Raw genomic sequence first — 19,193 nt, 5'->3', positions numbered from 1 at the left:
GGCAAACGACCCGATATCAGTCGCTGACCGGTTCCTTGCCGGTCCCCGAAAGCTGGCCTTCATTCCGGCGGCCCCGTCCTTGGTGAAATAGGGCGGCAAGCAGAAAGATGCGACGGCGCCGCCATATTCGCCAAATGCCTTATAGCCCGATCCGAAACTAAGTTGAGTTTGGTATCAGCAGCTCCCGATAGCTCACCGGTAGCGATCTCGAGCGTTATCGAGCGGCCGTTGCTTCGAATTCGCTCTTCCGGCGGGATCATGCCGGCGGATGCCGCCAATCCATTGGATTGCACGGTATTGACTCGAGCCCATCACAACGACTGAGCGAACGGCGGGATTCGGGATCGAGCTGAGCGTCGACGAACGGCAGAGATTAAGGCGCAAAGCGGCCATTCGCAGTCTGACAGACATAAGTCGCTTTCGGTGCAAGAGCAGCCGTACGTCTCGACGCCCCCTACCGATCCTCGATAATCCGCAAATAAGCCGCCGTCACAAACAGCACGATCAGCCCAAACAGAATCCGCCGCGCGCCTTCGGGCATTTGCAGGATGGTCAGCAGCGTCGTCAGAACGGTGAGGATCAGCGCCCCGATGATGGTGCCGGTGTAGCCGCCGCGGCCGCCGAAGATCGAGGTGCCGCCGATCACGGCGGCGGCCACCGAAGGCAGCACCAGCGGTTCGGCCAGCGACAGCGACGGCGCCTTGATCAGGCCGATATAGAGCAGCCCGGTAACGCCGGCGAGCACGCTCGAGATGACGTAGAGCGCTGTGATGACTTGCCAGTAGCGGACGCCGGACAGGCGTGCTGCTCCTTCATTGTCGCCGACTGCGTAAAGCAGGCGGCCAAAGCCGGTGCGGCGCAAGGTGAAGACGATGAGGACGGCGATGGGCACGAACAGCAGCAGCGCATTGGGCACGCCATAGGTGAGGCCGGTGCCCAGCCAGGCCAGGAAGGGCGGGATCTTGGCGCCTGAAGCTATCACGGTGCGCTGGTAGACCTGCAGGCAGCCGGTGCCGATCAGGCTGGTGCCGAGCGTCATGATCAGTGGGTGCACGCGAAAGACGCCGACACCGATGCCGTTGACCAGGCCGATCAGCACCGCCGGCACCAGTGCGATGAGGATCGCCACCGCCGGGTCATGATTGACGACCTGCGTCGCCATGATGAAGGCGCTCATCGTCGCAACCGTACCGACCGACAGGTCGATGCCGCCGGTCAGCATGGTCATGGTCTGGCAGCCGGCAAGAATCGCCAGCGGGATGGCGAACTTCACGGTGTTGGCGAGCCACCGCTCATTGACGATGCCGGGACGCAGGATCTGCAGGATCACCACCAGCATGACCAGCAGGATGATCAGCGGGATCAGCGGCCGGTCGGCCATGAACCGCTTGAGGCGGCGGCCGAAGGGTACGGGTTGAGAGACCGTGGCGGCATTGCTCATGATGGGCGGCTCCGCATTGTAATGAAGGCGCCGAACATGACGACGGCGACCATGATCGCGCCCTCGATGATCGCGGTGACGTTGGGATCGATGGCCAGCAGCGTCAGGTCGGTGCGTACCAGCCGCAGCACGAAGACCGCGACGATCGGGCCGAGCAATCCGCCCTTGCCGCCGCCAAGTGCGACGCCGCCGAGCACGACCGCCGCCACGCTGGCAAGAAGATAAGGGCCGGGAATGGGGGCGCCGATGCCTGTGCTCATGGTCAGCGCCAGCCCGCCCATGGCAGCGAAAAGCCCCGACAGAGCATAGGCGATGATCCTGGTGCGCGCGACAGGCACGCCGCTGCGAAATGCCGCGAGCTCGCTGCTGCCGATGGCGTAGATCGAAAGGCCGAGTTTTGAGCGCTTGAGCGGTATCCAGATGATGCAGAGGCAGACGACCAGCAGCACCAGCGCCTTCGGTATCCAGGCAGAAATCCCGGGCAGGCCCGGGATCGAGACTGTCCCGACGATAGTCGCCCTCAGCCATTCGGCCACCGCGCCGCCGGGCGCACCGAGGACCAGCAGCGCCGCGCCCTGCAGGACGAAGAGGGTGGCCAGCGTGACGACGATGTCGGGCACGCGGGTGACGACGATCAGCATGCCGTTGACGGCGCCCAGCACCAGTCCCATGGTCAGCACGAACGGCACGACGAAAAGCGCATATTCCTCGCTGGCGCCGTCCATCATCGAGGCGGCGGTGACGCTGGTCAGCGCCATCATAGCGCCGACGGAAAGATCGATGCCGCCGGCGATGACGACAATCGTCTGGGCGGCGACGGCAAAGGCGTAAGGCAGCACCGCGCGCACCAACGAGCCGAAATCGCCGCTGCCATAGCCCGGCTGGATGAGCCTGGTGATCACGAACAGGACCACGAACAGGACAAGCAGGCCGGCGACCCAGCCCTGGCGACGGACGAGGCGGGTCAAGGTTTCGCCACCGGACTCGAGTGGATATCGGCAAGGATGCCGACGTCCTCCTTGGCGCCGCACGGCAAGCCGTAGGCGGCGCGCATCAGTGCCGGCTCGTCGGCGAGTTCGACGGGGAAGACGTCGACGACGCGCCCCCCAAAAATGACGATGACGCGATCGCAGACACGCTGCACCTCCTCGAGCTCGGATGTATAGAACAGCACCGACTTGCCCTGGTCGGCGAGTTCGCGCAGCAGCTTGTAGATCTCCTGCTTGGTGCCGACATCGATGCCGCGCGTCGGGTCGAAGCAGAGGATGGTCTGTGCTTCAGCGGCGATCCAGCGGGCGATTGTCACCTTCTGCTGGTTGCCGCCGGACAGGCGCTGCACCTCGCGCTGGGCGCGCGTGTCGATCTGCAGCCGCTCGATCGCACTGACGACCCTGGAGCGTTCCTGCGCCATGTTGATCGGTCCCCAGTTGCGCAAGGCGGAGCTGAAGGGGAGCGCGACGTTTTCGCGCACCGAGCGCTGCATGGTCAGGGCTTCGGTGCGGTCGCCGGGCACATAGGCGATGCCGGCGCGGATCGCATCGGCCGGATGCGCGAATTTCACCGGCTTCCCGTCCACCTCGATGGTGCCGCCGGACGGGCGGATGGAGCCGGCCAACGCGGCGAGGAGCTCGTCCTGGCCTTGGCCCTCGAGCGCGACGATGCCCGCGACCTCGCCGTTGGCCAGATCAAACGAGACGTCGTTGAGCTTGGTGCCGACACGAAGGTTCGCCACGCCGAGGCGCGGGCGGCTATCCCCAGGCGAAGCGGCCTGGCTCGCCTGGCGCGCCGCCACGCGTGTTTTCTCGATCCTGGCGCCGAGCATCATCTCGACGATGCGCTCCTCGACGCCCGGCTCGATGGCGACGACGCCGACGGTCTCGCCGTCGCGAAGCACCGTGGCGCGGTCGCAAAGCGCCGATATCTCGACAAAGCGGTGGGAAATGAAGATCACCGAACGGCCGCTGTCGCCCTGGCTGCGCACGACTTCGAGCACCTTTTCGGCCAGGTTTGCCGGCAGTGCCGCGGTCATCTCGTCGAGCAGCAAAACGTCGGGCTCGACCGCCAAGGCCCGCGCCAGATCGAGCACGCGCAGCACGGCAAGCGGGATGTCGCGCGCAGTCTCGCGGATGTCGAGGTCGGGAATGCCGAGTTCGCGCACCCAGGCGCGGAACGGCTCGACCGGCGTGTCGGTCAGGCGAAGGTTGGAGGCGACGTCGAGATCGGGGATGAGCGACGGTTCCTGATAGACGGGAAGCAGGCCGGCGCGGCGCGCATCGGCGGGCGAGCGCACGTCGCGGGCTTCGCCGCGGATCAGAATATGCCCGGCATCGGCGCGGATGGCGCCGGTCAGGATCTTGACGAGCGTCGATTTGCCGGCGCCATTGGCGCCCATCAGGGCGTGAACCTCACCCGGCAGGACCGACAGCGACGCGTTGCGCAGCGCCACCACTGCGCCGTAGGTCTTCACGACGCCGGTGGCGTCCAGGAGGGGGTTTGTAGTCAAATCGCTTTGCTCTCGATTTATGCCGGCTCAAATCATTTCGCGCTGGCGCCGCCCCTCACCTGCCTGCCGGCATCCTCTCCCCGTATAGAGACGGGGAGAGGGCGCTGTCATCGCCGGTTTCGCCAATCATCACCGTCGCAGGAAGAGCGCCGGAGTTGCGGCCGGCCCCCTTCTCCTCGTCACTATACGGGGAGAAGTGCCCGGCAGGGCGAGAGGGGCGGCGTCAACCTCGGCAATTGACCGTCTCCGCACAAGTTGGAAACGGTCATGGTCTGCAGCGAAAGCCCATATTTACTCGCCCGGGCCCTTGCAGGCGATGATCTGGTCCTTGGTGTAGGTGGTCCACTCCGGAATGGAGATCGAGACCGGCCATTCCGGGCTCAGCGACGGATCGGCTACGCTCTTCAGCTTGGCCTTGCCCTCTTCGGTGGCGTTCTCCCAGAGCTGCGGCTCGACCAGAACGGTCTGCTCCGCCGGCTTCTTGCCGTTCAGGATCTGCAGAGCCAGCGTCACGCCGGCGCCGCCGATCGAACCGGGGTTGGTCACCGCCGCGCCGACAAGGCCTTCGACCGAGTTCAGCTGGCCGACGAAGCCCGCATTGTCGGCGCCGACCACCGGCACCAGCGGCGTCTGCGACTCGACCAGCGCATCGACGATCACATTGTCGATGCCCGAGGTCCAGATGCCGTTGAACGGCGATCCGGTGGCGATGAAATCGAGGATCTGCTGCTTGCCCTGATCCTGCTGCCAGCCGGTGAAGACCTCATGCACGACCTTAACATCGGGGAATTCGGCAAGCGCCTTCTTAAAACCTTTGTCGCGGTCGCTGTCGGCCGAGGCGCCGGCGGCGCCGCGCATGTAGACGACGTCGCCCTTGCCGCCGAGCTGCTGGAACAGCCATTTGGCGCCGAGATAGGCGTACTGCTCCTGGTTGTTGGAGATGATGTAGGCCGAGGGCTCGGTGACCGCCTGGTCGACGGCGACGACGACGATGCCGGCCTTGGTGGCTTCCTCGAGGGCCGACATGATGCCGGCTGGATCGGCCGGATTGACGACGATGGCGTTGACCTTGGCGCTGATCAGATTGCGGATGTCCTCGAGCTGGCCGGCGGCGTCGGTGTTGCGATGGGCGATGTTGAGCTTCGTCACCTCGCCGGACGCGAGCGCCTGCGCCTTGATGGCGCAGATCATCTCCTCGCGCCAGCCATTGCCTTGCACCGTGTTGGAGACGCCGATCGTGTATTTGGCTTCAGCGGACGCGAAGCCCACCGAAGCCAGAAACGCCGCGCCGGCAAGCAGCGGGACCATTGCCAGGTATTTTTTCATTTCAGTCTTCCTCCACATTGTTTTCAGTTCAGTTCAGTTCGAAAGTCGGCCTCATTTCACGAAGGGGCGCAGTACGTCGCGGGCGAGCAGAAAGCCGCGCTTGACGCTTTCATCGCTCCCCTCAAACCGCCGGTCCTCATGCTCGATGATGATCGGCCCGTCGTAGCCGACGCGATAGAGGCCGGAGAAGATCACATTCCAGTCGACATCGCCAAGCCCCGGCATGCGCGGCACCTGCCAGCCCATGCCGGCCGACAGAATACCGCGCTCGTAAAGTCCATCATGATCGATCATCAGGTCCTTGGCATGGACATGCACCATGACGGGCCGAACTCCCTGATGAAGCGGGCCTGGTCGATCATCTGCCAGACCAGGTGCGACGGGTCGAAGTTCATGCCGACATCGCCGCCCCACGCCTCTAGAATGCGGCGCCAGATATAGGGCGAATAGGCGATGTTGTGGCCGCCCGGCCATTCGTCATAGCTGAAGATCATCGGGCAGTTCTCAAAAGCCAGCTTGACGCCGTTGTCGCGCGCATGGGCGATGACGGCGGGCCAAAGTTTGAGCGCCTCTTGCCAGTTGGCGTCGACGGTTTTTGCAGCGTCGCCGCCGCAGAAGGTGTTGACGACAGGCACTCCCATATGGCTCGCCAGCACGATCACCTTCTTCAAATGATCGACGACGGCCTTGCGGTGGGCGGCATCGGGATGCAGCGGGTTGGGATAGAAACCGAGGCCCGAGATCGACAGCTTGTTTTCTGTCAGTGCAGCCGCGATTTCCTTCGCCTGCGAGGCCGAGGTCGAGGCGGCGTCGATATGGCTGGTGCCGGCATAGCGCCGGGCAGCACCCGAGGATTTCGGCCAGCAGGCGATCTCCAGCGCCTCGAAAGCGGCAGAACTTGCCCAGTCGGCGACCTCGCCGAGCGGGGTGTCGGCAAACGGTGCGGTGAGCAGTCCGAGCTTCATGTGGCCTCCCCTAGTCGTGATCCACGACTGACCTACTATGCCGATTGTGCGGGCCGCTTCAACCGTGTGGCCGCCGGCAATGCGCAAACCTGTCTGACGAGTGCCATCGGATCGTCGCTGAGCGGGCCGTCGAGACCGGCTGTGACAGCCGCGCGGAAATCATCGTTGGCGGCGATCCAGTCCGCCAGGCCGCGCCACCCTGCGAAGCAGCGGTGGCAGGCGCCGACACCGATATGTGCCATGCTCGGTCTTTGGACGGCTTTTGGACGGCGGGGGAAGCCGGCTAAGCAGTGCCGGGCCAAGCGTTCCGAGCGAAGCAGGCCTCACCGGTTCGCCCCTACGACCCATTGCTCCTGGTCGATCAGGGCGCCGGTCATCGGCCCGGAGGCGTCGGAGAGCAGGAAGACGGCGAGGTTCGCCACCTCGTCGGCCGCCAGCAGGCGCCCGAAAGGCTGCGACGCGTTGGCGGCGTCGATCCAGCCCGGGCCGTGTCCGAGCGTCTCGGCCTGCATGATGCGTTCGGCCGGCGTGTCGGTCCAGCCGACATTGATGCCGTTGACGCGGATGCGTTCGAAACGGTGCGCGTTGGCGGCGTTGCGGGTAAGCGTCGCGAGCGCCCCCTTGGTGGCCGAATAGACGGCCAGTTCGGGCGAGCCGCAATACGCGTTGATCGACAGGATGTTGACGATGGCGCCGCCTTGACCCTGCTTGCGCATCTGCGTGATGGCTGCCTGCATGAGAAAGAACGGCGCCCGCGCGTTGACGGCGAACAGCGCCGCCCAATCGTCGAGGTCGGCATCGAGAAACGAGGCGCGATTGGTCAGGCCGGCGGCGTTGACCAGCGCGTCGATACGGCCGAAGCGACTGATACATTCCTCAACCAGCCGCGCCGGCGCCGTGGTATCAGCCAGATCGGCGGCGACGAAAGTCGTCGGCGTGCCTGCCTGGGAGAGCGCCGTCGCCACTTCGCTGCCACGCGCGGGTTCGCGGCCGGTGACCAGCAGGCCGCCGGCGCCAGAACGGGCGAGCGTCTCGGCGATCGCCCGGCCAATGCCTTGCGTCGCGCCGGTGACCAGCACCACCTTGCCTTCCAGCCGAAGCTCCATTCCTCCTCCCGGAACAAAGTTTCCATTTTTTCCAGAGTAGGGAACGCCAATTCCCGATAGTCAATCTTCAGGAGGAGTTTTCAAATCATGGTCTACCGATCGCCGATGGATCGATGCGCCAACGCTTGGCGCTCGGCATGGTGGGTGGCGGGCGCAACGCCTTCATCGGCGCCGTGCACCGGCTGGCCATGCGCCTCGACGACCAGATCCGCTGGTTGCCGGCGTATTGTCCTCGGATTTCGAAACCTGCCCGACAGGCTTGGTGCTATCTCACTGCGGTGACCCTGCCAGCCGCGTCGAGGCGACAGCCGACTCGCGCCTGCCGAACTTCGATGCCGCCTCGTCTTGCGTAGTCTATTCGCACCGCGATCGGAGCCTTGAGTGCGCCTCGACGCTGACGCAAGGCACCCGCGCTCACCGCGTGGACACGGAGGGCGCCAAGCGGCGTCGCAGCGGACAGGATCGCCGCGCGGCAGGCTTGCACGACCGCAGCTGGCGTACCGGGTCTCGCTTCCAGCGGTCCAAGAGATCCAAAGGGATACCCCCTGGTGGAGTCATCCCAACCTGCTTTGGAAGGCCTGAGGACGAGTGGCAGGGCGGCCGATTTCCCGTCGGACTTGCCTGGGTCATTGGCTGTCGTGACTGCGGCCGGACTACCGGGAGTGCCGAGCGACACGCTACCTGCGCCGACCGAAGCTCCAACGTTTGCTCCACTCGCACCGCCGACGCTCGTGCCCGTTCCCACAGATGCGCCTTGCGAACCGGCGCTCACGCCAGCACCGACCCCGACACCGCCGACACTCGCGCCCGCCCCGACAGATGCGCCTTGCGAACCGGCGCTCACGCCAGCACCGACCCCGGCAGCGCTCGTGCCTGCCCCGACGGATGCGCCTTGCGAACCGGCGCTCACGCCAGCACCGACCCCGGCAGCGCTCGTGCCTGCCCCGACGGATGCGCCTTGCGAACCGGCGCTCACGCCAGCACCGACCCCGGCAGCGCTCGTGCCTGCCCCGACGGATGCGCCTTGCGAACCGGCGCTCACGCCAGCACCGACCCCGGCACCGCCGACATTACCTCCGCTGCCTGTGTCTTGAGCGTAGGCAGGCCCGATTGCGATCCCGATCGTCAACGCGGCTGCGACGTACCTTTTCATTGTCATGCTCCTCTGAGGCTTCACTCATTGGTCTTCACTGGCGTAGGTCGAGTTATTCAGTGGCCGCGTTGGAAGCAATGCGGCGGGAAGAGCGATGGTTGCCGGCAGAACAGGATGCGGTGACTTTTGGACCTTCACTTTCTGTTTTTTCGGCAATCGCGGTTTATGGGCGGGTTGGGCGCTCGAACGCGATGTATTTGCAAGTCCACTCGCGGGGGTACGTGCCTTCGGCGCGCGCGCCACAGCCGCAGTGCGACGCTTCTCCTTCACGACGTCAATTGCCTCACGCGCGGCACTGAGGCTGCGGGCTAAACCAGCAGCCTTTTCACGCTCTTGCTCCAGCGCCGCACGCAACTCTGCCGAGACCTGCTTTGAAGCGTCGCGTTCCTTTCGAACGATATCGAGGTCGCGTAGGGCTGAATCTGCTCGTTCGCGTTCCAGTTCGAGCGCTTCTCCAGTTTGCTTTAGAGCGGCCTCGGTCACCGATCGGCCCTTCATGGCATTGGCCTGCTCGACCGCTGCCAGATTTGCGCGTGTCTTAAGAGCGTCGACGTTCTGGCGAGCCGTGGTGAGTTCCTGTTCCAAGCGTTCAATCTTGCGCCTCTGCTCATCAAGCGCTCGCTTCGCAACACCTTGAGAGGCTTCCATGGAATCTGCTCGTTCGCGTTCCAGTTCGAGTGCTTCTCCAGCTTGCTTTAGAGCGGTCTCGACCACCGATCGGTCCTTCATGGCATTGGCCTGCTCGACCGCGGCCAGATTTGCGCCTTTCTTGAGAGCGTCGATCTTTTGGCGGGCCGTGGTGAGTTCCTGTTCCAGGAGTTCAACCTTGCGCCTCCCCTCATCAAGCGCTCGCTTCGCAGCACTTTGAGAGGCTTCCATGGAATCTGCTCGTTCCCGTTCCAGTTCGAGTGCTTCTCCAGCTTGCTTTAGAGCGGTCTCGACCACCGATCGGTCCTTTATGGCATTGGCCTGCTCGACCGCGGCCAGATTTGCGCCTGTCTTGAGAGCGTCGATCTTTTGGCGAGCCGTGGTGAGTTCCTGTTCCAGGAGTTCAACCTTGCGCCTCTCCTCATCAAGCGCTCCCTTCGCAGCACCCTGAGAGGCTTCCATGGAGGGCTGCGCTCCGGCGGCCCTCTTGCGCTCTTGCTCCAGCGCCGCACTCAACTCTGCCGAGACCTGCTTCGAAGCGTCGCGTTCCTTGCGAACGATATCGAGGTCGCGTACGGCCGAATCTGCTCGTTCGCGTTCCAGTTCGAGTGCTTCTCCAGCTTGCTTTAGAGCGATCTCGGCCACCGATCGGCCCTTCATCGCATTGGCCTGCTCGACCGCTGCCAGATTTGCGCCTGCCTTAAGAGCGCTGATAGTCTGGCGAGCCGTGGTGAGTTCCTGTTCCAGGAGTTCAACCTTGCGCCTCTCCTCATCAAGCGCTCGCTTCGCAGCAAGCTGAGAGGCTTGCGCTCCGGCGGCCCTCTTGCGCTCTTGCTCCAACGCCGCACTCAACTCTGCCGAGACCTGCTTTGAAGCGTCGCGTTTCTCGCGAACGATATCGAGGTCGCGTACGGCTGAATCTGCTCGTTCGCGTTCCAGTTCGAGTGCTTCTCCAGCTTGCTTTAGAGCGGCCTCGGTCACCGATCGGTCCTTCATGGCATTGGCCTGCTCGACCCCTGCCAGATTTGCGCCTGTCTTAAGCGCGTCGATCGTTTGGCGAGCCGTGGTGAGTTCCTGTTCCAGGAATTCAACCTTGCGCCTCGCCTCATCAAGCGCTCGCTTCGCAGCACCCTGAGAGGCTTCCATGGAGGGCTGCGCTCCGGAGGCCCTCTCGCGGTCCAAGAGAAGGGCTTCGGCCCTAAAGTCTTCGATAACGCGCTGCGCTGTCTCCAGCGCTTCGTCCACTTGCTGCTGCTCTTCCAGGGTTTGTGCCTGCTTAGCCACCGTGTTTGCCAAGGCGTGCGCCTGGGCGCTTGCGTCACGTGCCCTGCGCTGCATGATTTCCAGCTCGGCTCGTGCTGCGGCCAATTCGCGGCGTAAAACCATTTCATGCTCGCCGGGCGGCGTTTGCACACGCTTAAGTTGCGCGGCGCTGGCAATGCTGACCCCCGCGGCGACGATGACGGCAACCGCGACTGCACCAAATCTGGACGGGATCTTCATGATGAGTGGCTCCTCAAGATCGCCGTTACCTAGCGGGACCGGGCACTTGCCAAAGTCCGGCTGGCAGCCACCTTCGCGGTAAGGTTCGCTGCGCCGTAGCTGCCTTTCGCGCCTTCCAGCACACAGGCCCAAGGAAGGATTATCCCGTACACGCCCGCGAATGTCGCCATTCATTGTGATGAAGCGATGCGCCGGTTCGCAGGTGCCTGGCGCAGGGCCGGCTTGCAACTGGCCAGCCTGGCCATGACGATGCCTTTCGCGCTGAACAGCGGCTGGAGAGAATTTTCGGCCACTGCCTTTCGGGGAGGCATCCTTTTGCGACCCGGTAAAGACCAATTTTGGCGGGCACGAACAGCTGAAATGGGCGTGAAAGAGGGGACGCCACAATCTGCAGCGAAAAGCAATTGCTTTTCACGGTTGCATATCCGACTGGTGGAGCTGAGGAGGATCGAACTCCTGACCTCGTCATTGCGAACGACGCGCTCTCCCAGCTGAGCTACAGCCCCGTCCAGCGGATGGCGCATTTATCGGGCGCTGCGGTTTCCTGTCAAGACGGCGTATTGCCCAAAAGCCGCGCGGCCAGGCACCGGCCGGGCGTGCCGCGGAAGCTGGCTCTTGCCGCTTTCGCCCGCAATGGCTACATGTCGGCAACAATTGGAGACCGGCATGATAGCCCTTATTCAGACCATTGTCCTGGCGCTTGACATCTATTGGTGGATCATCATCGCTTCGGCGATTTTCTCCTGGCTCTACGCCTTCAACGTCGTCAACTCGCGCAACCAGTTCGTCGACAGCGTCAGCAACATGCTTTTCCGGCTGACCGAGCCTGCTCTGCGGCCAATCCGCCGCTTCCTGCCCGATCTCGGCGGCATCGACATCTCGCCGATTATCCTGCTTCTGATCCTGTTCTTCCTGCGGCAGTTCCTGCTCACCACGGTGGCGCCGCTGGTCGTCTGACGGTCGTTCCTTGACCGGGCCGTTTCGCCCGCGTAGCGACGGCGTCGACCTGTTCGTCCGGCTGACGCCGAAAGCGGCGATGGACCGGCTCGAAGGCATCGAGATCTCGGCGGACGGGCGAAGCCATCTGCAGGCTCGCGTCCGCGCCGTGCCGGAAAACGGCGCCGCCAATCAAGCGCTTGAACGGCTGGTCGCCAAGGCGCTGCGAATGCCGCGATCGGCCATCTCGGTCGTCGCCGGCGGCACGGCCCGGCTGAAGACGCTGCGCATTTCGGGCGATCCGGCGGCGCTGGCGAAAGGCATCGAGGCGCTCAGCGTCGTTTGAAGGGGTTCGCTTCCTGCACGCCTCATTCCACCCCCCTCCGTCCTGCCGGACATCTCCCCCGCAAGGGCGAGATCGGATGTCACGATGGCTTTCGCCAATTTTCAACGTTGAAGAAAAGCGCTGGAGCCCAAGCTACCGTTCTCCCCACTTGCGGGGGGATGCCCGGTAGGGGGTGTGCTGTCTCTCCGTCTAGAAAGGCTTGCGCCGCTGGGATACTCAGACCAAGCCGCGCTTGACCATCATCGCTTCGGGCGACGGCATCTTGCCGCGGAAGGCGGTGTAGAGCTCTTCCGGGTCCTTCGAACCGCCGGCGGCATAGATGTTCTTCCTCAGCCGCTCGGCCAGCGCCGGATTGAACGGGTCGCCGGTCTCCTCGAAAGCGGCGAAAGCATCGGCGTCGAGCACCTCCGACCACATGTAGGAATAATAGCCGGCCGAATAGCCGTCGCCGGCAAAAATGTGGCCGAAATGCGGGGTGCGATGGCGCATGGCGATGGTGCCGGGCATGTTGAGCCTCTCGAGCGTTTCGGCTTCGAAACGAAGCGGCTCCTCCGGTGCATCCGGCCGCGCATGGTAGGCCATGTCGACCAGCGCCGAGGCGGTGAACTCGACCGTGGCGAAGCCGACGCCGAAGGTGCGCGCCGCCAGCATCTTGTCGACCAGCGCCTTCGGCATCGGCTTGCCAGTCTTCACATGCAGCGCATGCTTTTCCAGCACCGCCGGCACGGTCAGCCAGTGCTCGTAGAGTTGCGAGGGCAATTCGACGAAATCGCGGCTGACCGAGGTGCCCGAAACCGACGGCCAGGTGACGTCGGTCAGCATGCCGTGCAGGGCATGACCGAATTCGTGGAACAGGGTCTTGGCTTCGTCGACCGACAAAAGTGCTGCCTTGCCCTCTGGCGGCTTGGCGAAATTCATGATGTTGTAGATGACCGGCTTGGAGCCATGGCCGAGCTTATAGCCGGATTTCAGCGCGCTCATCCAGGCGCCGGAGCGTTTGGAGGGCCGCGCGAAATAGTCGGCAAGAAAGAGTCCGCGCTCGCTGCCGTCGGCATTCCTGACGACGAAAACGCGTGCGTCCGGATGCCAGGTGGCGATGCCTTTCTTCTCCTCGAAGGTGATGCCGAACAATCGTGTCGCCACGTCGAAACAGGCATCGATGATGCGGTCGAGTTGCAGATAAGGCTTCAGTTCGGCCTCGTCGAAGGCGAATTTCTCGGCGCGAAGCTTCTCCTGATAGAAGCGCCAGTCCCAGGCGGCGAATTTTTCGTTGCTGCCGGCCTCGACCGCCAACCGCTGCAACTCCGCCTGGTCGCTTGCGGCCTTTTCCAAGGCTTTTTCCCAGACCGGGTCGAGCAGCATATGCACCGCCTCCGGCGTCTTTGCCATGGTATCGTCGAGCTTCAGCGCCGCGAAGGAAGCGTAGCCGAGCAGCTTCGCCTTTTCGGCGCGCAGGCGCAGCATGTCGCGCACCACGGCGGTGTTGTCGGTGGCGCCGCCATTCTGGCCACGCATGGTGAAGGCGCGGAAGGCGATCTCGCGCAGGTCACGGCGCTCGGAGAAGGTCGAGAACGGCTCGTAGATCGAGCGCGACAGGGTGACCGCATAGCGGCCTTTCTGGCCGCGCATTTCGGCAGCCTCCGCCATCGCGCTTTTCAGGAATTCCGGCAGGCCGACAAGGTCGGCCTCGTCGAGGAAAAGCGCCCAGTCGCGTTCGTCGGCAAGCAGGTTTTGCCCGAACCTCGTGCCGAGCGACGACAGTTCCTCATTGATCGCCGCAAGCCGCTTCTTGCCGTCCGCGTCGAGCTTGGCGCCGGAGCGGACAAAACCTTTCCAGGTCTTTTCCAGCACCCGCAGCGTCTCGGCATCGAGCTTTAGGGTTTCCCGGCGCTGATAGAGATCGTTGATGCGGGCAAACAGCCTTTCGTTCATCGAGATCGCCGAGAAATGCCGCGACATCTTTGGGGAGATGTCGCGCTCCAGCGCCTGGATCGCCTCGTTGGTGTGGGCGCCGGCCCGGCACCAGAAGATCGACGAGACATGGTCGAGCGCCTCGCCGCCAAGCTCCAGTGCTGCAAGCGTATTCTCGACGGTCGGCGCCTCGGCATTGCCTGATATTGCCTCGATCTCGGCCTCATGCGCCTTCAATGCCGCATCGAAAACCCCGGAAAAATCGCCGTCGCCGATGCGGGTGAAATCGGGCAGGCCGAGCGGCCCTTGCCAGATGGTCAGCGGATGGGCGGCGAGGTCGACGGCGGACGGCATGGGCAATCTTTCGCTGAGTGAGGGGCTTTCGCTGAGTGGCTGTAGAGGCAGGGCGAGATCATCACCGATGTAAGGCGCTGGCTTGCCGTACGCAATATCAGTAACCGCTCAATAGGCGTCGCAGTTTTCCGCGATCGCCGCCTGCGAACTGGCGGTGATGCGGTTGTCGGCGATCGCGAAGGTTTCCTGCATCAGCGCGTCGTTGTTGGGGAAATCATAGCAGGCGATCACCGTGGTGACGCCAACCTCGGTCTTCTCGATCCGATGCCGGATTTCAGCCCCGGCGACAGCGCCTTGCCAGTCGTCGATCGAGGCGATGAATTCCTGCTTGGTCTGGACGACGCCGAGATCGTCGAGTTTTATCCGGACGTCGTCGGCAAGCAGGTCCGCCAATTCCGTGCGATCGGCGACCAGCAGCGCCGCATACCAGCGGCCGATGAGCGCGCCGTCGTCGGCGCGAGCGGATATGACTGAAAACAGCAGCGCCGCTGCGGCCACGGCGATCGAACGGCATGCCATGCAACCCTCCTATGTCATCTCCGGCCGCTCGAAGTCGCCGGTATCCTTGTTCATCACCCAGAGCTCGCCGGTCGATATGTCGAACCAGGCACCATGCAGCGACAGCCGTCCCTTGCCTTCCAGGATCGAGACGCAAGGAAAGGTCCTGAGATTGGCGATCGAATAGCGGATCGAAATGCGCTCCAGCGCGGTCTGGCGCTCCGTCGCCGTCATGAACGTGCTGGAGGACACGGTCTCGGCCGCCGGCGCAATCAGGCTCATCCACTTGCCGATGAAGTCGCCGGGCGACAAGGGCGCGGCCGTGGGGTCGAGTGCGGCGCGGATGCCGCCGCAGCGGCCATGGCCCATGACCACGATATTCTTCACCTTGAGGCTCTGCACGGCGAACTCGAGCGCCGCCGAGGTCGAGTGGAACTGGTCGTCGGGCGCATAAGGCGGCACCAGATTGCCCACGTTGCGCAGCACGAAGAGTTCGCCGGGGCCAGCATCGAAGATCGCCTCGGGAGCCGCGCGGGAGTCGCAGCAAGCAACGATCATCGTTTCGGGGGACTGGCCCTCGCGAGCGAGCGAGCGATAGCGTCCGCTTTCGGCGAGATAGCGGCCGCTCATGAAATTGCGGTAGCCGGTGAGCAGATGGTCAGGGAGATGAGGCATAGGCGGCGTCTGGAGCCTTTCCGGGTTAGGCGGCAGCTCTTTCAAGTCAGGAAGGCTCTACCGGCAAAAGCCGGTCACGGGCAATGCCGAATCGCAGAGGACTGGCTGCAACAGGCATGCAGTAAACAAGCCTCGGCCTGGTGAGGTCATGTCCTTGCAAGCCAGGTTGTCATGCCCAGATCGCCACAGGGATGCCAATACGGTCGGCGAGCGGCGGATCCGGAAACGGCTTTGCCTCGCCGCTGGCGATACGGCCGGCAATCAGCATCATCACCGCTGCGTCTAGAAAGTCGTCGGCAGCAGCGCCTCGCGGCGGCGTCCGGTCTAAAAAGTCCCTGATATAACCGTGCTGGCAAAGCAGCGCCTTGCGTTCCGCCATGCCGGCCGGGTTGATGACGCCCTTGATCTTCTTCGGCAAGCACATTGCCTGATCGCAATTCAGTCGGCAGAAGGCGACCTCCGGATGCGATTCGAACACGCGGCTGCGCAGTTCGGGACGCGCGATCAGCACGGCATCGATCTCGCGGATCTTGGCAAAAATGCCGAAGGCCTGGATCGAGACGCCGCGCGGCGGATCGGAGGTTGCCTTCGCCACTTCGCTTGCCTGGCGATGCGCGGCATACCAGGCCTCGATCGTGGTGAAGCCGTCTGTATGCGCGTAAAGCGCCGCACGCGAGGGGATGGCGAAGACGCTGGATTGCCTGTTACCAAGCAGCGGCCGCACCAGCGCTTCGGGCCCGCGTCCGCCCCTTAGCGAAAGATCGGGCAGGCCGATCGGCATGTCGACGGCGACTGTCGCATCGGCCGGCAATGCGTCGAGCAGTGCTGCGAAGTTTGGAAAAACGGCCGCCGAGGGCACTGCGCCCGGATCGCGGCGAACGGCGATCCAGCCGGCCTTGCAGCCGTCGACTCCGACAACAGTCACGCTCTTTTGTCCCGCCCCGGATGCAGGAGATGGCGAAGTTGCACCATCGCCATCGGGTGCGACAGGCTCTGCGCGTCGGTTTCGAGCTGCAATTCGTCGCCGCCGCGCTTGGCGGTGCGCGCCAGGATTTCGTAGACCGCCGCCGTGGTCGACTGCAGTGCCTTGACCGCCGGCTGGCCGGACAGGATGCGCGCCAGATAGACGGCCGCCGTCAGGTCGCCGAGCCCATTGGGCGGCTTTTCGATGAGGCGATGTTCGGCGAGCAGCGCCTGGTTGCCGTTGAGCAGGAGATTGCCGGTGCCGCCGGCCATCATCGCCGGCGCCGAAGTGACCAGCATGGTGGACGGCCCGGCATCAAGGGCGGCCGCCATCACCGCCTTGAGATCGGGCAGCGGCGCTCCCGCCATCCATTCCAGCTCGTAGCGGTTTGGCGTGGCGATGTCGGCGATCGGCATCAGCCGGTCGCGCATGGCAATGGCGGTGGTCTCCGGCACATAGAGCCCGCCCGAATCGCCCATCACCGGGTCGCAGATATAGACGGCGTCCGGCGTCTTCGCCTTGACCGCGCCGACCAGCGAGGCGACAGCGTCGGCCTGGCCGCCTTCGCCGAGGTAGCCGGACAGCACCGCGCCGACCTCGCCCAGCCATGGCGCGCGCTCGAGATCGGCCATCAGCGCCTTGAATTGATCGAGCGGCGGCACGATGCGCGTCGCCCGCCCATGGCCCGGATGCCAGGGCAGGATGACGGTCGGCACCGCCCACACCGGAAAGCCCAGCGTCTCCAGCGCAAAGACCGCGGCGCGGTTGCCGACCGAACCGCGCGCAACATGGCTGGAAATGACGATGACCGCGCGCGGCGCGTCGTGTTCTTCGGGGCTCACGAGGTTCCTAACTTTGGCTGATGAAAAGCACGAGCCAGATCAACAGTCCAATGGCGACAACGAGCCCTAGCACCCGGCCAATGCGCGTGCCCCAATATTCGATCGGGTCCGACTGGTCGGCGTCTGCAGCAGTGACGTGATCGCGCGCGCCGTTCGCGGTCCGCGCCATGAACGAGGTGCCGCCCGGGTCGGTTTCACGTGCCACGCGCTCGATGATGCGGCGCGATTCGTCGTCACTGTCCTGGCGTTCCGCCATGGCGATGCCCTGATTTCGCGGCGACTTTAACCTGTTCGCCCGGCCAATTACAGGGCCTGGCAGTGAATGATAAAGAACCAGCAAGGCTCCCAGGCGGAGGTCATGTTCTTGCACGCGGATTGTGGTACTGCTTCGGCTGCCAGTCATATTGAGGGATCTTTCCATGCTTGCTCAGCGTCTTTCCTCCCCTTTCTTCTTCCGCAACCTGCCTGCCTTGCTGATGATGACGATCGTGCTGCCGCTGCTTGCCGGCTGTGGCTACAACACCATCCCGACAGCGGAGGAAAGCGCCAAGGCCGCATGGAGCCAGGTGCTGAACCAGTACCAACGCCGCGCCGATCTCATCCCCAACCTGGTCGAGACGGTCAAGGGCTATGCCGCGCACGAGAAGGATACGCTCGATGCCGTGGTCGAGGCGCGCGCCAAGGCGACGCAAGTGACGGTGACGCCCGAAACGCTGAGCGATCCGGAAGCCGTCAAGAGATTCCAGGACAGTCAAGCCGGGCTGACCAGCGCGCTGTCGCGGTTGCTGGCAGTGGTGGAGAATTATCCCGACCTCAAGGCCAACCAGAATTTTCTGGCGCTACAGGCGCAGCTCGAAGGCACCGAGAACCGCATCGCGGTCGCCCGCCGCGACTATATCGAGGCGGTGCGGGAGTACAATCTGACGCTGCGGACGTTCCCTTCGGTGATTTGGGCCACCCTGTGGTTCCGCGGCAATCAGCCGTTCGCGAACTTCACCATCGAGGAAGACAAGATGCAGACGCCGAAGGTCGATTTCGGCACGAACACGACGCAGGGTGGGTGATCAGCGAAGCCTAAGTCCTCGTAGTGCTAATCCTTGCGACGAGACGGACCGCAGGACAGCGGGGGGCGCGAAGGAATGCAAACCCTTCATTGCTGCGCTTCCTTCTCGGCCTTTTTTGCCTGACGCTCTTCCTCCCCCTTACCGCTCTCGCCGCCGAATTGCCTGTTCTGACCGGACGGGTTGTCGATAATGCCGGTATCATCGATGCCGTNCCGCTCTCGCCGCCGAATTGCCTGTTCTGACCGGGCGGGTTGTCGATAATGCCGGTATCATCGATGCCGCGACCGAGGCGGCGCTGACCCGGAAGCTTGCGGATTTCGAAGCCAAGAGCTCTGACCAGATCGTCGTCGCGACGGTTCCTAGCCTCGACGGCGAGGAGATCGAGCCCTACGCCAATCGTCTGTTTCGCGCCTGGAAGCTCGGCCAGGCCGGCGAGGACAATGGCGTGCTTTTGCTGGTCGCCAACAACGATCGCAAGATGCGCATCGAGGTCGGCTATGGGCTGGAAGGCACGCTGACCGACCTGCACACCAGGTTGATCATCGAAAACGACATGGTGCCGGCCTTTCGCGCCGGCGACTTCTCCGGCGGCATAGCCAAGGCTGTCGACGATATGGTCATGGTGCTGCAAGGCAATCCGGAAGAGCTGGAAGCGCGCGGCGAACGCAACCAGCAGCCGCCATTCAACACCGACGATCTGTTCTTTGCGATCTTCATAAGCATCTGGGCGATCATCTTCTTCGGCAGCATCGCCGCCTCCATCCTGCCACCGATCTTCGGCCGGAAACTCGGTCCTGGCCGCTATCGCTGGCTGGGCATGACCTTCGAGCCGAACCGGCGGTCTTCCGGCGGCTGGTCGGGAAGTTCTGGCGGGGGATGGTCGTCGGGTTCAGGCGGCGGCGGCTTTTCCGGCGGCGGTGGCTCGTCCGGCGGCGGCGGCTCATCGGGAAGCTGGTGA

18 protein-coding genes, 1 tRNA gene and 1 pseudogene are annotated in these 19,193 nt (G+C 63.9%); 4 read left to right on the top strand and 16 right to left on the bottom strand.

Going from position 1 to position 19,193, the window contains the following annotated elements; genetic code table 11:
- Positions 1–454: 454 nt before the first annotated feature.
- The 10 genes from CIT31_RS07805 to CIT31_RS07755 form a co-directional block, all read right to left on the bottom strand.
- Entirely contained in the window at positions 455–1,441 is a 987-nt protein-coding gene (locus tag CIT31_RS07805; RefSeq protein ID WP_095518088.1) for an ABC transporter permease, read from the bottom strand.
- A complete protein-coding gene (locus CIT31_RS07800) occupies positions 1,438–2,409 on the bottom strand; it encodes an ABC transporter permease (protein WP_095518087.1) in 972 nt (323 codons plus the stop codon). The genes CIT31_RS07805 and CIT31_RS07800 overlap by 4 nt, the downstream gene beginning before the upstream one ends.
- Positions 2,406–3,944 (bottom strand): sugar ABC transporter ATP-binding protein, encoded by a 1,539-nt coding sequence (locus tag CIT31_RS07795; RefSeq protein WP_095518086.1) that lies wholly within the window; start codon positions 3,942–3,944, stop codon positions 2,406–2,408. Before CIT31_RS07795 ends, CIT31_RS07800 begins: the two co-directional genes overlap by 4 nt.
- Positions 3,945–4,235: 291 nt before the next feature.
- The gene (locus CIT31_RS07790; RefSeq protein ID WP_095518085.1) at positions 4,236–5,270 is read right to left on the bottom strand and encodes an ABC transporter substrate-binding protein; all 1,035 of its coding nucleotides are present in this window, start codon (positions 5,268–5,270) and stop codon (positions 4,236–4,238) included.
- A 51-nt stretch (positions 5,271–5,321) separates the two neighbouring features.
- Positions 5,322–5,591, bottom strand: coding sequence for a hypothetical protein (locus tag CIT31_RS34975; RefSeq protein WP_245316135.1), 270 nt, complete (start codon positions 5,589–5,591; stop codon positions 5,322–5,324).
- On the bottom strand, positions 5,564–6,235 hold the full coding sequence (locus CIT31_RS07785; protein ID WP_245316134.1) for a sugar phosphate isomerase/epimerase family protein: 672 nt from the start codon (positions 6,233–6,235) through the stop codon (positions 5,564–5,566). Before CIT31_RS07785 ends, CIT31_RS34975 begins: the two co-directional genes overlap by 28 nt.
- Before the next feature lie 35 nt (positions 6,236–6,270).
- A complete protein-coding gene (locus CIT31_RS07780) occupies positions 6,271–6,477 on the bottom strand; it encodes a hypothetical protein (protein WP_095518084.1) in 207 nt (68 codons plus the stop codon).
- Positions 6,478–6,558: 81 nt separating this feature from the next.
- Complete coding sequence (locus CIT31_RS07775) at positions 6,559–7,341, bottom strand: SDR family oxidoreductase (RefSeq protein WP_095518083.1); 783 nt, start codon at positions 7,339–7,341, stop codon at positions 6,559–6,561.
- A gap of 1,177 nt (positions 7,342–8,518) precedes the next feature.
- Positions 8,519–10,645: a coiled-coil domain-containing protein gene (locus CIT31_RS07760; RefSeq protein WP_095518082.1), complete on the bottom strand. Its 2,127-nt coding sequence runs from the start codon at positions 10,643–10,645 to the stop codon at positions 8,519–8,521.
- Between the two features lie 430 nt (positions 10,646–11,075).
- Positions 11,076–11,151 (bottom strand) — tRNA-Ala (locus tag CIT31_RS07755).
- A 160-nt stretch (positions 11,152–11,311) separates the two neighbouring features.
- On the opposite strand from CIT31_RS07755, the gene CIT31_RS07750 reads away from it, so the two are divergent.
- Together CIT31_RS07750 and CIT31_RS07745 are read left to right on the top strand one after the other, a co-directional pair.
- Positions 11,312–11,602 (top strand): YggT family protein, encoded by a 291-nt coding sequence (locus tag CIT31_RS07750; protein ID WP_023800489.1) that lies wholly within the window; start codon positions 11,312–11,314, stop codon positions 11,600–11,602.
- 10 nt (positions 11,603–11,612) lie between these two features.
- Positions 11,613–11,927 (top strand): DUF167 family protein, encoded by a 315-nt coding sequence (locus CIT31_RS07745; protein WP_095518081.1) that lies wholly within the window; start codon positions 11,613–11,615, stop codon positions 11,925–11,927.
- Between the two features lie 216 nt (positions 11,928–12,143).
- Here the strand turns inward: CIT31_RS07745 and CIT31_RS07740 are convergent, their stop codons facing one another.
- The 6 genes from CIT31_RS07740 to CIT31_RS07715 all read right to left on the bottom strand — a co-directional run bounded on the left by CIT31_RS07740 (position 12,144) and on the right by CIT31_RS07715 (position 17,427).
- Positions 12,144–14,198, bottom strand: a complete 2,055-nt coding sequence (locus CIT31_RS07740) for a M3 family metallopeptidase (protein WP_095518080.1) — start codon at positions 14,196–14,198, stop codon at positions 12,144–12,146.
- Between the two features lie 102 nt (positions 14,199–14,300).
- A complete protein-coding gene (locus CIT31_RS07735) occupies positions 14,301–14,711 on the bottom strand; it encodes a nuclear transport factor 2 family protein (protein ID WP_095518079.1) in 411 nt (136 codons plus the stop codon).
- 9 nt (positions 14,712–14,720) lie between these two features.
- Positions 14,721–15,365, bottom strand: coding sequence for a carbonic anhydrase (locus CIT31_RS07730; protein WP_065011320.1), 645 nt, complete (start codon positions 15,363–15,365; stop codon positions 14,721–14,723).
- A 169-nt stretch (positions 15,366–15,534) separates the two neighbouring features.
- A complete protein-coding gene (locus tag CIT31_RS07725) occupies positions 15,535–16,290 on the bottom strand; it encodes a DUF429 domain-containing protein (protein ID WP_095518078.1) in 756 nt (251 codons plus the stop codon).
- Positions 16,287–17,171: a pyridoxal kinase PdxY gene (pdxY, locus tag CIT31_RS07720; RefSeq protein ID WP_095518077.1), complete on the bottom strand. Its 885-nt coding sequence runs from the start codon at positions 17,169–17,171 to the stop codon at positions 16,287–16,289. Before pdxY ends, CIT31_RS07725 begins: the two co-directional genes overlap by 4 nt.
- Positions 17,172–17,178: 7 nt before the next feature.
- Positions 17,179–17,427 (bottom strand): hypothetical protein, encoded by a 249-nt coding sequence (locus tag CIT31_RS07715; protein WP_095518076.1) that lies wholly within the window; start codon positions 17,425–17,427, stop codon positions 17,179–17,181.
- Between the two features lie 163 nt (positions 17,428–17,590).
- Between CIT31_RS07715 and CIT31_RS07710 the strand changes: the two genes are divergently transcribed.
- On the top strand, positions 17,591–18,235 hold the full coding sequence (locus tag CIT31_RS07710; RefSeq protein ID WP_029349116.1) for a LemA family protein: 645 nt from the start codon (positions 17,591–17,593) through the stop codon (positions 18,233–18,235).
- Between the two features lie 89 nt (positions 18,236–18,324).
- Positions 18,325–19,193, top strand: a pseudogene (locus tag CIT31_RS07705) (TPM domain-containing protein).

Source organism: Mesorhizobium wenxiniae (assembly GCF_002284535.1).
GTDB classification, from domain to species: domain Bacteria; phylum Pseudomonadota; class Alphaproteobacteria; order Rhizobiales; family Rhizobiaceae; genus Mesorhizobium; species Mesorhizobium wenxiniae.
This window is presented reverse-complemented; position numbering and strand designations above follow the sequence as displayed.

Coding starts and splice junctions, on each gene's coding strand:
- CIT31_RS07805 (WP_095518088.1), bottom strand. CDS start 1,441: ATGAGCAATGCCGCCACGGTCTCTCAACCCGTACCCTTCGGCCGCCGC.
- CIT31_RS34975 (WP_245316135.1), bottom strand. CDS start 5,591: ATGGTGCATGTCCATGCCAAGGACCTGATGATCGATCATGATGGACTT.
- CIT31_RS07750 (WP_023800489.1), top strand. CDS start 11,312: ATGATAGCCCTTATTCAGACCATTGTCCTGGCGCTTGACATCTATTGG.
- CIT31_RS07785 (WP_245316134.1), bottom strand. CDS start 6,235: ATGAAGCTCGGACTGCTCACCGCACCGTTTGCCGACACCCCGCTCGGC.
- CIT31_RS07780 (WP_095518084.1), bottom strand. CDS start 6,477: ATGGCACATATCGGTGTCGGCGCCTGCCACCGCTGCTTCGCAGGGTGG.
- CIT31_RS07775 (WP_095518083.1), bottom strand. CDS start 7,341: ATGGAGCTTCGGCTGGAAGGCAAGGTGGTGCTGGTCACCGGCGCGACG.
- CIT31_RS07710 (WP_029349116.1), top strand. CDS start 17,591: ATGCTTGCTCAGCGTCTTTCCTCCCCTTTCTTCTTCCGCAACCTGCCT.
- CIT31_RS07715 (WP_095518076.1), bottom strand. CDS start 17,427: ATGGCGGAACGCCAGGACAGTGACGACGAATCGCGCCGCATCATCGAG.
- CIT31_RS07760 (WP_095518082.1), bottom strand. CDS start 10,645: ATGAAGATCCCGTCCAGATTTGGTGCAGTCGCGGTTGCCGTCATCGTC.
- CIT31_RS07730 (WP_065011320.1), bottom strand. CDS start 15,365: ATGCCTCATCTCCCTGACCATCTGCTCACCGGCTACCGCAATTTCATG.
- CIT31_RS07790 (WP_095518085.1), bottom strand. CDS start 5,270: ATGAAAAAATACCTGGCAATGGTCCCGCTGCTTGCCGGCGCGGCGTTT.
- CIT31_RS07735 (WP_095518079.1), bottom strand. CDS start 14,711: ATGGCATGCCGTTCGATCGCCGTGGCCGCAGCGGCGCTGCTGTTTTCA.